Annotated in this window: 13 protein-coding genes; 5 read left to right on the forward strand and 8 right to left on the reverse strand. The window is 66.7% G+C overall.

Annotated features, from left to right (window positions below):
- Positions 1-61 precede the first annotated feature (61 nt).
- Together OXM57_07265 and OXM57_07270 are read right to left on the reverse strand one after the other, a co-directional pair.
- Complete coding sequence (locus tag OXM57_07265) at positions 62-970, reverse strand: LysR family transcriptional regulator (protein MDE0352476.1); 909 nt, start codon at positions 968-970, stop codon at positions 62-64.
- Positions 971-1066: 96 nt separating this feature from the next.
- Positions 1067-2344 (reverse strand): putative sulfate exporter family transporter, encoded by a 1278-nt coding sequence (locus OXM57_07270; protein ID MDE0352477.1) that lies wholly within the window; start codon positions 2342-2344, stop codon positions 1067-1069.
- 71 nt (positions 2345-2415) lie between these two features.
- Between OXM57_07270 and OXM57_07275 the strand changes: the two genes are divergently transcribed.
- Positions 2416-3339 carry a DMT family transporter gene (locus OXM57_07275; GenBank protein MDE0352478.1) on the forward strand — a complete coding sequence of 308 codons (924 nt, stop codon included), beginning with the start codon at positions 2416-2418 and terminating at the stop codon, positions 3337-3339.
- A gap of 107 nt (positions 3340-3446) precedes the next feature.
- Positions 3447-4334, forward strand: coding sequence for a DMT family transporter (locus tag OXM57_07280; protein ID MDE0352479.1), 888 nt, complete (start codon positions 3447-3449; stop codon positions 4332-4334).
- A gap of 27 nt (positions 4335-4361) precedes the next feature.
- Here the strand turns inward: OXM57_07280 and OXM57_07285 are convergent, their stop codons facing one another.
- From OXM57_07285 to OXM57_07300, 4 genes are all read right to left on the reverse strand, one after another.
- Entirely contained in the window at positions 4362-5012 is a 651-nt protein-coding gene (locus tag OXM57_07285) for a nitroreductase family protein (protein MDE0352480.1), read from the reverse strand.
- Positions 5013-5204: 192 nt separating this feature from the next.
- Positions 5205-6152: an alpha/beta hydrolase gene (locus tag OXM57_07290; protein ID MDE0352481.1), complete on the reverse strand. Its 948-nt coding sequence runs from the start codon at positions 6150-6152 to the stop codon at positions 5205-5207.
- Positions 6153-6271: 119 nt separating this feature from the next.
- Complete coding sequence (locus tag OXM57_07295) at positions 6272-6910, reverse strand: response regulator transcription factor (GenBank protein ID MDE0352482.1); 639 nt, start codon at positions 6908-6910, stop codon at positions 6272-6274.
- Positions 6907-8055 (reverse strand): PspC domain-containing protein, encoded by a 1149-nt coding sequence (locus OXM57_07300; GenBank protein ID MDE0352483.1) that lies wholly within the window; start codon positions 8053-8055, stop codon positions 6907-6909. Before OXM57_07300 ends, OXM57_07295 begins: the two co-directional genes overlap by 4 nt.
- 169 nt (positions 8056-8224) lie before the next feature.
- Here OXM57_07300 and OXM57_07305 point away from each other — a divergent pair, with 169 nt between their 5' ends.
- Positions 8225-9448, forward strand: a complete 1224-nt coding sequence (locus tag OXM57_07305) for a PspC domain-containing protein (GenBank protein ID MDE0352484.1) — start codon at positions 8225-8227, stop codon at positions 9446-9448.
- Entirely contained in the window at positions 9445-9732 is a 288-nt protein-coding gene (locus OXM57_07310; protein MDE0352485.1) for a hypothetical protein, read from the forward strand. Before OXM57_07305 ends, OXM57_07310 begins: the two co-directional genes overlap by 4 nt.
- A 37-nt stretch (positions 9733-9769) precedes the next feature.
- On the opposite strand, the gene OXM57_07315 is transcribed toward OXM57_07310, so the two are convergent.
- Together OXM57_07315 and OXM57_07320 are read right to left on the reverse strand one after the other, a co-directional pair.
- Positions 9770-10789 (reverse strand): hypothetical protein, encoded by a 1020-nt coding sequence (locus OXM57_07315; GenBank protein ID MDE0352486.1) that lies wholly within the window; start codon positions 10787-10789, stop codon positions 9770-9772.
- Positions 10790-11382: 593 nt separating this feature from the next.
- Positions 11383-13026 (reverse strand): AMP-binding protein, encoded by a 1644-nt coding sequence (locus OXM57_07320; GenBank protein ID MDE0352487.1) that lies wholly within the window; start codon positions 13024-13026, stop codon positions 11383-11385.
- Positions 13027-13258: 232 nt separating this feature from the next.
- On the opposite strand from OXM57_07320, the gene OXM57_07325 reads away from it, so the two are divergent.
- Complete coding sequence (locus tag OXM57_07325) at positions 13259-14176, forward strand: DMT family transporter (protein MDE0352488.1); 918 nt, start codon at positions 13259-13261, stop codon at positions 14174-14176.
- The last annotated feature ends 41 nt before the right edge of the window (positions 14177-14217 follow it).

Genomic DNA, 14217 nt, shown 5'->3' on the forward strand with positions numbered 1-14217 from the left:
ACGGGCGCTCCGGCCTGTGGCGGCGGCACAAGCTGGTCGGCTCTGACCTGTTCACAAACCGCTAACTACCGAACGGCGGGTGACGTTGCAGTAGGGCAAGGAACCGTTCGATCAGGTCGGCACGGACCGAGTCGGAGCGGTAGAGAGCGATCAGCACCCTCCGCGGTATCACCGGTTCGTCGATCTCGAGCACTGCAACCCCGGCCTCCTGAGCCATCGTCACGGCTCTCGGAACGAGGCTGATCCCCAGGCCCAGTTCGACACAGCGGACGGCCGTCGCCAGCCAGCCGGTCTCGATGGTGGGTTCGACGCTGATCCCGGCCCGGGCGAAGGCCTCGTCGATGACCATCCGGAGGGCGTAGGGTCTGGGGAACAGGATCAGAGGTTCGTTGCGGATCCGATCCAGCGATACGGCTTGGTGCCCGGCCAGTTCGTGGTCGGTCGGAGCGAGTATCACCCAGTCCTCCTCGGCGAGGACCACGGACTCGATGCCGGTCCCGAGAGCGCTATGGAAGGACCGATCGAGGACGCTCAGTATGCCCAGGTCGAGCTCCCCGAGCCCGATCTGGAGGAGGGCCTCGGCTGTCGGGATGTCCCGGAGCAGCACCGTCAGTCCCACCTCCTCCTCCTGGAGGCGGTGCAACACCTCGGGTAGCCGTACGAAGAGGGGTCCCAGCGTGGCGCCGACCCGCAGGACGGGTCCTCCCTGCTCGCCCATCGGGGCCTGCCGCTCGATGTCTGCGGCCATCCTGAGGAGTTGCTGGGCGGGTTCGAGCAGGCGCCGGCCGGAATCCGTCAGGTGTGCGCCGTGGCGGCCCCGTTCGAACAGGCGCGTGCCGAGCTCCTTCTCGAGGGCGGCGATCTGTTCGCTGATGGTGGACTGGGTGAGGCGCAGCGCGTCGGCGCCGGCCGTGAAGCTACCCCTGGCGGCGATCTCCACGAAGGCACGGAAGTGACGGAACTCTGCCATACCGTCCATGCTGGCCGAACCCCGGCGCGGATGCAATCGGCGCCCGGAGGCCTACCTTGGCGGTCGAGAGATCGGATTCCCCTCCCGGCACTCCGTTCAGAGGTCGGGAACGGCGAAGATCGCTCCCCCGAACAGGATGGTGGCCACCAGCAACGTCCAGACGATGTTGGCGCCCTGCCCAAGCAGGAAGGCGGCGGCAGGGCGGCCCTGCTCCATCGACACCAGGTCGCGGAAGCGGGTCTCGATGCCGATGCAGGTGAACGCGAGAGCGAACCACCAGGTGCGCAACTCCTTCATAAGAGCACCGGTCGAGTCGACCAGACCACCGCCGAGGACGAACGAGAACAGCAGCGACGCGGCGATGAATCCCAGGACGAACTTGGGGAACCGGTCCCAGATCACCCGGGCCGTCGGTCTCGTATCGCTCTCCTCACGGCCCCGGAGCGCCCACCAGAGCGAGATGGCGAAGGCGGCCACGCCGAGCAGAGCGTTCTGGGAGAACTTGACGATCACCGCCGCGTTCAGAGCCGAATCCCCCAGTATCTCCCCGGCCGCGACGACCGCTCCCGACGTGTCGATGGTCCCGCCCAGCCAGGCGCCTCCCACGATGGCGGGGATACCGAGGAGCTCCACCACCCAAGGCATGAGAACCGTCATCGGCACCGCCACGATGAGCACCAGCGAGGTGACGTAGGAGAGCTTTTTCCGGTCTCCGGCTATGGCGCCGCACGTGGCGATGGCGGCGGACACCCCGCAGATGGAAACCGCCGATGCGAGCATGGTCGCGAACTCGTCGTCCACCCGCAGCCGCCTCGATATGCGGTAGCAGAGGTACCACACCACCACGACCACGAGCAGGGCTTGGGCCACGCCGAGCAGGCCGGCCTGGAGTATCTCGCCGAAGACGATGCCGGTCCCGAGGATCACCAGTCCCGTCTTGATGTAGTACTCGGTGCGGATTGCCTCCCGCATCCAGGGCGGAACGGCCCCCAGGTTGGAGATGACCAGACCGGCGGCCAGGGCCACGATCACGTAGCTGATGCCCCATTGCTTCAGCGCGCCGTTTCCGGCCACCATCCGGGCTGCCCAGGCGAGGACGAACACGGCCGGGAAGCCGATCAGATACTCCCGCGTGCTCCTTCCCATCACGCGGATCCCCGCGGCCGATACCGCCATGAGCAGGAGTCCGGTCAGCACGGCGGCGGCCACGTCGCCCCACGAGAACGCATCCGCGATGCGTCCGGCGGCCCAGGAGAAGTCCGGGATGGCAGGTCTGACACCCACCAGGACCAGGAGGATGAGGGCACAGCCCTGCCAGACCGAGACCCAATCCTCGGAAGCGAGCCCGGCCGAGCCGTCCCGGTAATCGGTCATCGGGCGTTGCCTCCTAACTGCACGCGGCCGCCGCCGGCGGTGCCGGAAAGCAAGGCTACCCTCGCTCTTCGATGCCCTCCTCTGCCGGCCGATCGGGCCGGCCTCCCATCTTCTCCACGGCGCGGGGATCGCAGCCCGGCGCCTTCGGACCGGTCGAGTGGGCACTGCTCGCCGGTGTGGCCCTCATCTGGGGATCGTCATACCTGCTCATCGAGATCGGGCTCGACTCCCTGGCGCCGGCTGTGGTCACCTGGGTGAGGTTGACCCTTGGCTTCCTGGTGATGACCGGCCTCCCTGCCGCCCGCCGCCCCGTAGACCGGACGGATTGGCCGAGGATCGCGGCTCTCGCGCTGGTGTGGACCAGCTTCCCGTTCCTGCTCAGTCCCATCTCGCAGCAACACATCGACTCCGCCCTGGCGGGAATGATCAATTCCCTCATCCCGATCTTCGCCGCGTCCATCGCCATGGTGTTCTTGCGGTCGCTACCCGGCATCCGCCAGGTGTCGGGACTCCTACTCGGGCTGGTGGGGGCGATCAGCCTCGGGCTTCCCGCCGCGTCCGAATCGCCGGCGGCCGCCTGGGGAGTCTGGGTGGCCGTGGTGGCTGCGGCCTTCTACGGACTGGGACTCTCCCAGGCGGTGCCCCTGCAGCAGCGGTACGGGGCCGCAGCGCTGATGTCGCGCGCCATGGGTATATCGTCGGTCGTGGTCGCTCCCTTCGCCATTGCCGGCTTGGGGGACTCCGCCTGGGAGACGGGGCCGGTGGTGGCGGTCACGGTGCTGGGAGTCGTGAACACCGGGGTGGGTTTCCTGCTCATGTTGCTTTTCGCGGGACGGGTGGGTCCGACTCGTGGGGGAGTGGCGATCTACTTCATTCCGATCGTCGCCATCCTGCTCGGCACGGTTTTTCGCTCCGAGATCGTGCTCCCGATCCAGTGGATCGGAACCGCAGTGGTGCTGTCGGGCGCCTGGTTGACCAGCCGCCGCGAGTCCTGACCGGGATCGCTGCGCCGTAGCCGGCCGGGCCTCCGGCCTAGGCCCGCCCCGGTACCCTCGTTGCTCCCATGCCATCCCGAGCCTCCCGAAGTTCCGGTCGCAGACCCGTGCTGCTCACCACCCACGGATCGCAACTCGGGCCGTTCGGCCTGGTCGAATGGGCCTTGCTCACCGGGGTGGCCCTCATATGGGGTTCCTCCTACCTGCTCATCGAGATCGGCCTGGAGTCGCTGGCGCCGCCGACCATCGGCTGGGTGAGGATGACGCTGGGTTTCCTGGTGCTGGTGGCACTTCCTGCGGCCCGGAGGAGGGTGGAACGGAGGGACCATCCCCGCGTGGCGTTGCTGGGGTTCACCTGGGTCGCCGTGCCCTTTCTCCTGTTCCCGGTCGCCCAGCAGCACATCGACTCCGCCCTGGCGGGAATGCTGAACGCCCTGGTGCCCATCTTCAGCACCTGCACCGCGATCGTGCTGATGCGTTCCCTGCCCCGGCGCCGCATTGCGGTCGGCATCATCCTCGGCTTCGCCGGCGCGATCATCATCAGCATCCCCGCTATCCGTGACTCGACCGTAGGCGCGTGGGGGGTCTTCCTGGTGGTCCTCGCCACCTTCCTGTACGGCATATCCCTCAACCTGGCGGTCCCGCTCCAGCAGCGTTACGGGGCTCCCGCCGTGATGATGAGGGCGATCGGGGTGGCGGCGGTCGCCACCGCGCCTTTCGGCCTGGCCGGCCTGGCCGGCTCGCAATGGAGGATCGGGCCGGGGCTCGCGGTGATCGTGCTGGGGGTGCTGAACACCGGTGTGGCGTACGTGATCATGGCCTCCTTCGTGGGACGGGTGGGTCCGACCCGTGGGGGAGTGGCGATCTACTTCCTGCCGATCGTCGCCATAGTGCTGGGAGTGGCGTTCCGTTCGGAGGTGGTGCTCCCGGTCCAATGGGCCGGTACGGGGGTGGTGCTGTTCGGTGCGTGGCTAGCCAGCCGCCGCGAGGCCTAACCGGGGTTATGGCCACGTAGCTGGTGGCTAGTCGTCCCGTCCTTGCCAGCCATCCCAGTGCGTGAACTCCGCGGCCGGGATCCTGGTGACGGGCTTGAAGTCGTCGGCGGGATACCCGAGCGGGATCAGGGCGATGATCTGGGTCTCCTCCGGCATCCCCAGCGCGATCTTGGCGTCCTCCTCGAGGATGTTGAGGGCCGTGGTGAGGCAGGTACCGAGGCCGAGGTCACGGGCCGCCAGCATCAGGTTCTGGACGCAGGGCATGATGGATGTGTAGACCGCCTCGGTGCGGATGGCCTTGAGGACGCCGTATCGGGGCAGGTTGTGCTTGTCGAGGTTCATGGCCACGACCATGAGCACCGGGCTCTCCTCGAGGTGGTCGCGCAGGTAGACCGACTTCCTGATCATGGTCTTCTCGAAGGTGCGCTCGTCGACCTCCGTACGACCCTGGCGGAGAGGGTGGTCCAGCAGGAACTGCAGGCCCTCCCGGTAGAGGTCGGCGAGTCGCTTCTTGAGTTCCGGGTCCTTGACCACGATGAACTCCCACGGCTGAGCGTTGTGGCCATTGGGCGCCCAGGTGGCCGCGGTCAGGATGGTGCGGATGTCATCGTCGGACACCGGGTCCGGCTTGAAGCGCTTGACGCTCCGTTGCGTCCGCATCGCCTCTAATACGTCCACGTCATCCTCCTCTCGGTCGCTCGACGCCCCCAGCACCCGCAACCTTAGGTTGAGAGCGAGGCCCAGCGCGCCAGGAGCCTGAGGTTGAGAGCGAGGTCCAGCGCGCCAGGAGCCTTAGGTTGAGAGCGAGGTCCAGTGTGTCAGCACCCTCCTAGGTTGGGAGTGTGGCCGTGTAGCGACCCGGCGAGGTGGTTATGGAGTCCCATCGAGAACGGCGTTGAGGAACTCGTGCATCCTATCCCGGGCGGCTCTGCCGTAGGCGTTGTCGTACAGGTCGAAGGCGTGCAGGGCGCCGGGCCAGATGTCTAGCCGGGCGGAATTGCCGGCGGCCTTCCAGCGGGCGGCCATGAACAGCGAGTCGTCCAGCAGCGGGTCCAGGGTTCCCACGGTGAACAGCGCCGCCGGCAGTTCCCGGAGGTCGGCCCAGATGGGGGAGATGTCCGGGTTCTCGAGGTCCTCGTCACCGGCGAACAACTCCACGAACCAGTCGATGGAGGACGTGTTCAGAATCATCGGCCGATCGCCGAAGGCTCTCATCGACGGCGTCCCGCGCAGGTCGAAGGCCCCGTAGGTGAGCAGCGCCGCCCGGAAGGGGGTCAGGCCGTGGCGGTCCCGCAGCCGCAGGCAGGTGACGGCAGTCAGGTGCCCGCCCGCCGACTCCCCTCCGATCGCGACCAGCTCGTGCCCGAGGGCGTCAGCGGCGTTCCGGTGCAGCCAGAGGGCCGCGGCCTCGCAGTCGTCGGGGCCGGCCGGGTAGGGATGCTCGGGGGCCAGGCGGTAGGAGGTGGACACCGAGACGAGGCCGGTGGCGTCGGCGAGGGCCGTCATCTGAGGGTCGTGATGATGGGGTCCGCTCCATACCCATCCTCCCCCGTGGATGTGCAAGAAGATGCCCCGGGCCGCCCTACCCTCCGGGTGGATGACCCGCAGCCGGATGGGTCCGCCGGGCCCGTCGATCGTGCGCACCGAGGCCCGCGGCGAGAGGCGGGGAGGACCGATCAGCGATCTGCCCTCCTCCCTGGCCTGGCGGCCCGCCGCGGCGCCCACCTCCCACACCGGTGGCGCGTGGCGCGTCTGGTCGGCCACCCACTGGTTGAAGGCCAGAACCTCGGCGGGTGCATCCGAAGGTATGCCGGTCATCGGCGTAGCTCAGGCATGTGGTCACATCCAGGATTTGAGATCGCAACGTTAACGCGATGGGCCGGGGATCCGGCGCCCGCCAGGACGGACCGTCCGCATGTGACTTGGCCGTCCCGGGCTCAGACGATCCGCCTCCGGCTCGCCCAGTTGGCGAGCTCGTAGCGGTTGCTCAGCTGGAGTTTCCTGAGCACCGCCGAGACATGCGACTCGACCGTCTTGTGGCTTATGTACAGCCGGTGCGCCACCTGCTTGTACGAGAAGCCGCGGGCGATCAGGCGCAGTACCTCCTGCTCGCGGGTGGTCAGCTGATCCAGCTCGGGGTCCTCGGGGGCCGGGATGGTGGCGGCGAAGGTGTCGAGCACGAATCCGGCCAGCATGGGGGAGAAGACCGCATCGCCCGCATGGACCCGCCTGATCGCGTCGACCAGGGCCTCGGGGCGGATCGACTTCGTGACGTATCCACGGGCCCCGGCCCTGATCATGGCGATGACGTCCTCGGCCGCGTCCGACACGGACAGGGCGAGGAACTTGACCTGTGGGTGGGTCTGGAGCACGTTCTCCAGGATCGCGAGGCCTCCACCTCCAGGCATGTGGACGTCCACCAGCGCCACGTCGGGGGGATCGAGCCGCAGGGCGTCGATGGCGTCGTCCACATCGCCGGCGGAGCCGATGAGTTCTATGTCGCGCGGATCGGACAGTTCCGTTCTGACCCCGGAGAGGAACAGCCGGTGGTCATCCACCAGAAAGACGCGGATCATCGTGGCTCTCCTCCCAGATACAGATGGACCTCGGTGCCTTCACCCGGCACCGACGTGATGGTGGCAGTGCCGCCCTTGCTCTCCATCCGGCCGAGTATGGAGGCGGCGATTCCGTGCCGGTCGCCGGCCACCGCGGTGGGGTCGAAACCGACGCCGTGGTCGGAGATCCAGACATCCGTTGCGTCCCTTCCCACCTCGGAGTAGACGGAGATCCGGTCGGTGCCCGAGTGCCGGGCGGCGTTGTTCAGCGACTCGCCCGTCGCCGCGATGATCGCCCTGACGTCATCATCCACGGGGCGGTCCCCCACCGTGACCAGTTGGACCCGAACGTCGAACGTGTGCTCGACACGATCGGCTTCCTCCTGCAGCGCGGCCGAGAGCAGCTCCGGTCCGTCGGCCGGGTTCGTGTCGTAGAGCCAGCGTCGTAGCTCCCTCTCCTGGACCCGGGCCAGCGTCACCATCCTTCGCGAGTCGTCGGTCCGCTGGATAAGGGCCAGGGTCTGGAGAACGGAGTCATGGAGGTGGGCGGCCATGTCGGCCCGTTCCTCCTGGCGGATGCGCTGGCGGCGCTCCGCCCCCAGATCGGCCACGAGTTTCCATACCCACGGTCCGAACAGCACCACCATGCCAACCCCGGTGATCAGCACCGCCAGCAGTACGGTTCCGACGGCCGGAGCGGCCACGTTGGCGAGGATCGACACACCGATGACCGCCAGCACGATCCCGATCGCCGTGCGCGCCCGGAACCGCCCGCTCTGCGGATCGAACAGTCCCAGGATGGCAGTGCGGGGATCGATGTCACCCCTGTCCATCAGGAAGGCGATGCCGAAGCTCAGGGCCAGGCCCGGCCAGACCCAACCGTCTCCGCTCCAGATCCCCAGGCTGCGGAGCAGCAGCAGCGCGCCGATGAACATCAGGGCGTAAGCCGCTCGCCGCTCCCCGTCCGCCTCCGGAGCAGGTTCCTGGCGGGCGGTCTTGTCCAGGGTCAGTGCCCACAGCACCAGGTAGAGGAATATTCCCAGTCCCCATACGAGCGCGAGAACCAGGAAGGCGGCGCGGACATAGAGATCGGGGATGCCTAGTTGGTCGGCGATCCCCCCGGCCACGCCGGCCACCAGGCGGTTCCGTTCCCGCCGTGCCGGCATTGCCGTGCGCTCTCGTGCGGTATGGCTTCGCATGAGGCTTATGTTGGCATCGTCCGGTTGCCGTTCGGGCTCGGAACCGGTGATATACCCATGACCTGGGGCCGGTTTGGGGGATGTTTCAGGGTGATACCCCACGGACTCGGGGTCCGGAATGATGGATGATATGGGTATGACGAATAGCAGCCACGCATCACTCCACAGACCCGGCGAGGGCCGCTGGATTGCAGGGGTGGCGCTAGGAATCGCCCACCGCCTAGGCATCGAGGCTTGGATCGTCCGGGTGGCCTTCATCGTCCTCGTGACCGTCGGTGGCGTCGGCATCTTCCTCTACGCGGCAGGCTGGATCCTGATTCCGGATGAGGGCGAGACCGAGTCGATAGCCCGGGGCTGGTCCGGCAGACCCTCGGCGCGCCGATGGGTGGGCGTCATCCTTATCGCTCTCGCGGCGATCGTGCTGCTCGCCGAGACCAGGTGGGTGAGGGGTGAGCTTGTATTTGCCCTCTTCCTCCTGGGGATCGGAGTGTTGCTGTATCGCGGCGACCTGAGTTCGCCGGAACAGCAGAGCCCGGACGCCGGAAATGTCCCGCAGGCGGCGCCTGCCGACCAGGTCGAAGAGCCTGAGGCCGGCCCCCCCTCCTCCTCCTTGCCCGCCGGCCCCGAGCCGGCGCCGCCGCGGGACCAGTCCTACCTCGGTCGCGTGACGGTCGGAGCCGCCTTGATCTCGCTGGGATTACTCGGGTTCCTCGACGGCGTGGTACCCGGGTTCAATCCGGCCTTCCGTCACTACATGGCGTTGCTGGTAGCGGTGGTGGGTCTCGGGCTGGTGGTAGGCGCCTGGTTCGGCCGGATCGGCGGTCTAGTTGCTCTGGGTATCGTGCTCGTGCCGGTGGTGCTGGTGTCGCTCGTGTCGGACGCGGTCGAGTTCAGGACGATCGATAACGGACCGGTGGTGCTGGTGTCGCTCTCATCGGACACGGCTGAGTTCAGCACGTCCGCCGGAGACGGATACCACCGTCCGGCCGGAGTGGACGAGATCCCCGATGCCTACCGTCTCGGTGTCGGGAGCCTGCTGGTCGACATGAGGCAGGTCGACTTCACGGGCAGGGTGGTCCAAGTCAAGGCCGAGGTCGGCATCGGTGAACTGACCATCTACCTGCCCCAGGATGTCGCGGCCGACGTATCCGGACGGGTGGGGATCGGGTCGATACGCACCTGGGACCATCTCGGAAGCACCTCCAGGCAAGGGATCGGAATAACGTCCGACTATGTCTGGGAAGGCGCCCACGGAATGATCATCCTTGATGCCAGCGTGGGGATAGGTGAGATCCAGGTCCGGACGTTGCCCGGCGCGATCAAGCCGTCGACAACGGTCACCGTGGGGGACAGCCGATGAAGCGCCACCCTTTCAACGTGTTCTCGCTCGGGTTCGGGGTGGTGCTGATCCTGCTCGCGGTCGGGTTGGTGGTCCCCGCCGAACTCAGCGATGAGTTCAGCCAATTCGCCACTGTCCGGTGGCTCCTTCCCCCGGCGATGGTGCTGGTGGGGGTCTCGATGCTGAGCTCTCTCTTCCGCCGCCGCGAGAGCGGGGCCGAGCCCGATCCGGTAGAGGCCGCAACCGGAACGCACGGCGAGTCTGAGCCCGAAGCAGAAGCCGAGACGGAGTCCGCTTCCGGCTGAACCGGCCGGATCCCGCCGGGCTGATCCGGTCCGGATCTCACAACCGCTCGCGCTGCCAGCCGAGGTTGGACAGGAGCACGATCCCGGTCCCGACAAGCAGAGCCTGGGGGTTGGCTATGGAGACGTCGGCGAACAGCCACAGCCAGAGCATCTGGAGGACCGGCGAGAAGAACATGATCCTCTGGACGCCCAGGCTCGAGGTCACGTAGAGCGAGTACCGGTGGCTGAGGGCGCCGGCCGCGTTGAACACTCCGGTCGCGGTCAGCAGGCCCACCATGGTCCACGTGACTTCGAAGTTGTCGCCGGACGGGGGGAAGAACAGGAAGCCCCCCGCCAGGGTCAGGGGTAGGGCGAGAACACGTCCGGCCACCGCGGCGAATGTGGCGTTCCAGACCAGGTCGTGGGGATTGCGGGTTGGCCACCCCATCATCCGTCCGATCGAGACCGTGCCCCAGAGACTTCCCACGGCAGTGGCGGTGCCCAAGAACGCCACGCCTATGCCCAGCCAGTTCAGGGTGCTGACCGTGGCCGTCTCCGACCAGATGACCAGGGCGGCGCCCAGGAAGGAGAGGAACATGAGCGCCCAGTGCTTGCCGCCGATGACGTGCGGGGATGCTCGCTGCCCGCCGGAGATCTTCCTACCCAGCCGGGCTGCCATCCAGACCATCCCGATCAGCATCAGCTGGAAGATGATGGTCACCACCAGCGGATCGATCAGAGTCGCCGCCCATACCCAGGAGGCCAGGTCGAGGGCGAAGCAGATTGCCATCCACAGGAGCGGCGTTCGAAGTATGTCCAGTGCGTTCCGTACCCGGACGGGCTCCCCGCCTTCTCCCCAGTAGGACAGCAGCCGCCGGGTGTTCTCCAGCCAGCGCTTGTTCTCGGCCGGGACCAGGAAGAACACCGGGAGCAGCATGAGGACCTGGAAGACCAGTAGCCACGAGCGCCACACGAACGGGTCGTTGCTGACGTGGGTGTAGAGGTAGAACAGCGGCAGCCACGAGCCGGTCAGGACCGCGGACACAGCCCACAACATCCCCTTGGTGGTCGGGTTCACCGGTCGAACGATCCTGTTCCGTGTGCCTGGTTTAGCAGGGGTCGCCGAGGCGGATAACCCTGGAGCGGCGACCGGCGACGAGGCCGGGCCGTACCCCGGAGGCTACCCGCCCGTGTCCGTAGCCCTAATCCTTCATGTTTCCCGCCACACCGGTGGACATCAGGCATGTCACTTCACGACTCGATGGCTGCCACTCCACACCCCTACAAACCCCCGATCCATGAAGAATTGGGGCTAGTGGTCTGTCTGCGAGACAACCGGGTGTTCTGGCGGTCATCGGTGTCCCGTCGCTGCGTTCCGCTTCCTCGACGTACCCTGCGGGTATGCCTTCGTCAGCGGGCCTTGCGAGCAACACCGCTGCCGACGCCATACCACACCGCCATTCCACAGACAGACGCGATAGTGGTCTGTCTGCGAGACAACCGGGTGTTCTGGCGGTCATCGGTGTCCCGTCGCTGCGTTCCGCTTCCTCGACGTACCCTGCGGGTATGCCTTCGTCAGCGGGCCTTGCGAGCAACACCGCTGCCGACGCCATACCACACCGCCATTCCACAGACAGACCACTAGACGTGGCAGCACGGATGATCCGGGGCTCAGGCGGATTCGATCCGGGCCGCGCCTTCCAGTCCGAGTTCGCCGATGGACACCTCGCGCATCTCGACCTTGCGGATCTTGCCGGTGGCGGTCATCGGGAAGCCGTCGACGAACTTCACGTATCTGGGGACCTTGAAGTGGGCGATCCGGCCCCGGCAGAAGCCCTTGATGTCCTCGCCGGTCGCCTCGGCGCCCTCCCGCAGCTTCACCCATGCCATGACCTGCTCGCCATACTTGACGTCCGGTACGCCGATCACCTGCACGTCCTCGATGGCCGGATGGCCGTAGAGGTACTCCTCGATCTCTCTCGGGTAGATGTTCTCGCCGCCCCGGATGATCATGTCCTTGATCCGTCCCACGATGTTCACGTATCCGTCCGGGTCCATCGTGGCGAGGTCACCGGAGTGCATCCACCCGTCTGCGTCGATGGATTCCTCCGTCCGCTGCGGGTCGTTCCAGTACCCGAGCATGATCGAGTAGCCGCGGGTGCATAACTCACCGTCCTGTCCCCGCTCCACGGTCTCGCCGCTCTCGGGGTCGATGATCTTGATCTCGACATGCGGATGCACCCGGCCCACCGTGGACACCCGTCGATCGATCGTGTCGGTGGTCATCGTCTGGGTGGACACCGGAGAGGTCTCGGTCATGCCGTAGGCGATGGTCACGTCGCTCATGTACATGTCGGAGATCACCTGCTTCATCACCTCCACCGGGCAGGGTGAGCCGGCCATGATCCCGGTGCGGAGCGAGGACAGGTCGAAGCTCTCCAGGTCGGGTTGGGCGAGTTCGGCGATGAACATCGTCGGCACCCCGTAGAGACTGGTGCAGCCCTCCTGCTGGATCGTGGTGAGGACCTGGCCAGGATCGAAACCGGGGCCCGGCAGCACGATGGCGGAACCGTGCGTGGTGCATGCCAGGGTTCCGAGCACCATCCCGAAGCAGTGGTAGAGGGGGACCGGGAGGCAGACCCGGTCTTCGTCGGTGTAGGCGCAGGCCTCGCCGACGAAGAAACCGTTGTTGAGGATGTTGGAGTGGCTGAGCGTGGCGCCCTTCGGGAACCCGGTGGTGCCCGACGTGTACTGGATGTTGATGGCGTCGTCAGGATGGAGCGTGGAGGCGCGCTCGGCCAGCACGGTGTCCATACCGTCTTCCGACACTGTCATGAGGTCGTCCCACTCGGGCGTGCCGAGGAAGATCACCCGCTCCAGGTCGGGCAGCTCGTCCTCCACCTCCGCCACCATCTCCTGGTAGTTCGAGGAAAGATAGGTCTGAGCGGACACCAGCACCCGGCAACCGGACTGCGCCAGTGCATAACGGAGCTCGTGGGTCCGGTAGGCGGGGTTGATGTTGACCAGGATCACCCCGACCTTGGCGGTGGCGTACTGGAGCCACACCCATTCCGCGCAGTTGGGACTCCAGATACCGACCCGGTCACCGGCCTCGAGTCCGAGCCGGAGCAACCCTATGGCAAGCAGGTCCACCGAGCCGTTGAAGGCCCGGTAGGTCTGGCGGATGCCTTGGTGCACCGAGATGAGGGCGTCCCGGTCGGGGAACCGGGCAACGGTCGTTTCCAGGTTCCGGCCGATGGTCTCCTGTAACAACGGTGTCGACCGGTCGCCGCTCGCATAGGCCGGATGGGGCATTCGGGCTCCTTGTATTACACGAATTCGTCGCGGTTTCACTGTATCAGCCTGCACATAGCGTCCACGTGCCCATGCCTCGACAATGGTCCCGAATGGTCCGGACGGGCCGCGCTCCTCTTAGGAACTCGCTGAGAAATACGGGGATAGCGGCTCGATGTTCGCGGACAACTGGATTTCGGCACCACCCGTCCGGCCTTCGGGACGCTTCTCGGTACCTTCCTAGGATGGCGAGGTGAGCCTGCGGATCACCAACCAACGGATCTGGGTGATCCTCGGGATCATCAGCCTGTCGTGGGGCACCGCTCCGATCGCCGGAAGGATCGGCATCGCGGAGGGCATCGGTCCGTCGACCATGGCTGCCGGAGGGTCACTGGTCGCCGCCGTGTCGGTCTGGCTGATGATCGGCCTCATGGGCCGCAGGAACCTGGTGGGTCCGGCCGAGCTTCGCATCGGCCTGGTGCTGGCCTTCCTGGCGGTGCTGCTGCCCCAGCAGGCTCGATACGTGGCGTTGGCAAACGCCTCTGCCGGATTCGTCACCCTGGTGAACGCCCTGATCCCGCTGGGAACGGCCCTGATGGCCCATTTCATGCTGGCCGACGAGCGCCTCAACGTGGGAACCACATTCGGACTGCTGCTCGGCCTGGCGGGTACTGCTGCTCTCATCCTGATCGGGGACTCCGGGATCATCGGGGGCGGCGACCCGACAACGGCGGGCGTGATGGGCCTGGCCGCCGTGGTGTCCATCTCTCTCACGGGCGTCTACGCGAAGCGCTACGCCGGGCAATACTCGGTGCTGGGCGTTACGGGGGTTCAGCTCGCGGTCGGGAGCGCCGCCCAGTGGGCGCTGGCCCTGACGATCGATGGGTTGCCGCTCGGCCATAGCACCACTGGCCTCCTGGCGATTCTGTACGCCGGCACTATCGGGATGTTCGTTCCGCTCAGCCTCTACTACTTCCTGATCCGCCATGTCCCGGTGGTCTTCTCATCGGTCATCTCCTACCTGATCCCGCTGGTGGCTGTCAGTGCCGGAGTTCTGCTCCTCGACGAGGTGGTCCAGCCGGGCATCCTCTTGGGCGGGGCGCTGGTGCTGTCGGGGGTGGTGGTGACCGACCTCGTCCGCCTTAGGGAAGTGCGCCGGCACAGGGCTTGACCCGGCCCCTCCGGTTAACCCGGTGATTCATGGATGGGGGT

This window comes from bacterium, from assembly GCA_028820935.1.
Taxonomy (GTDB): Bacteria; Actinomycetota; Acidimicrobiia; order Spongiisociales; family Spongiisociaceae; genus Spongiisocius.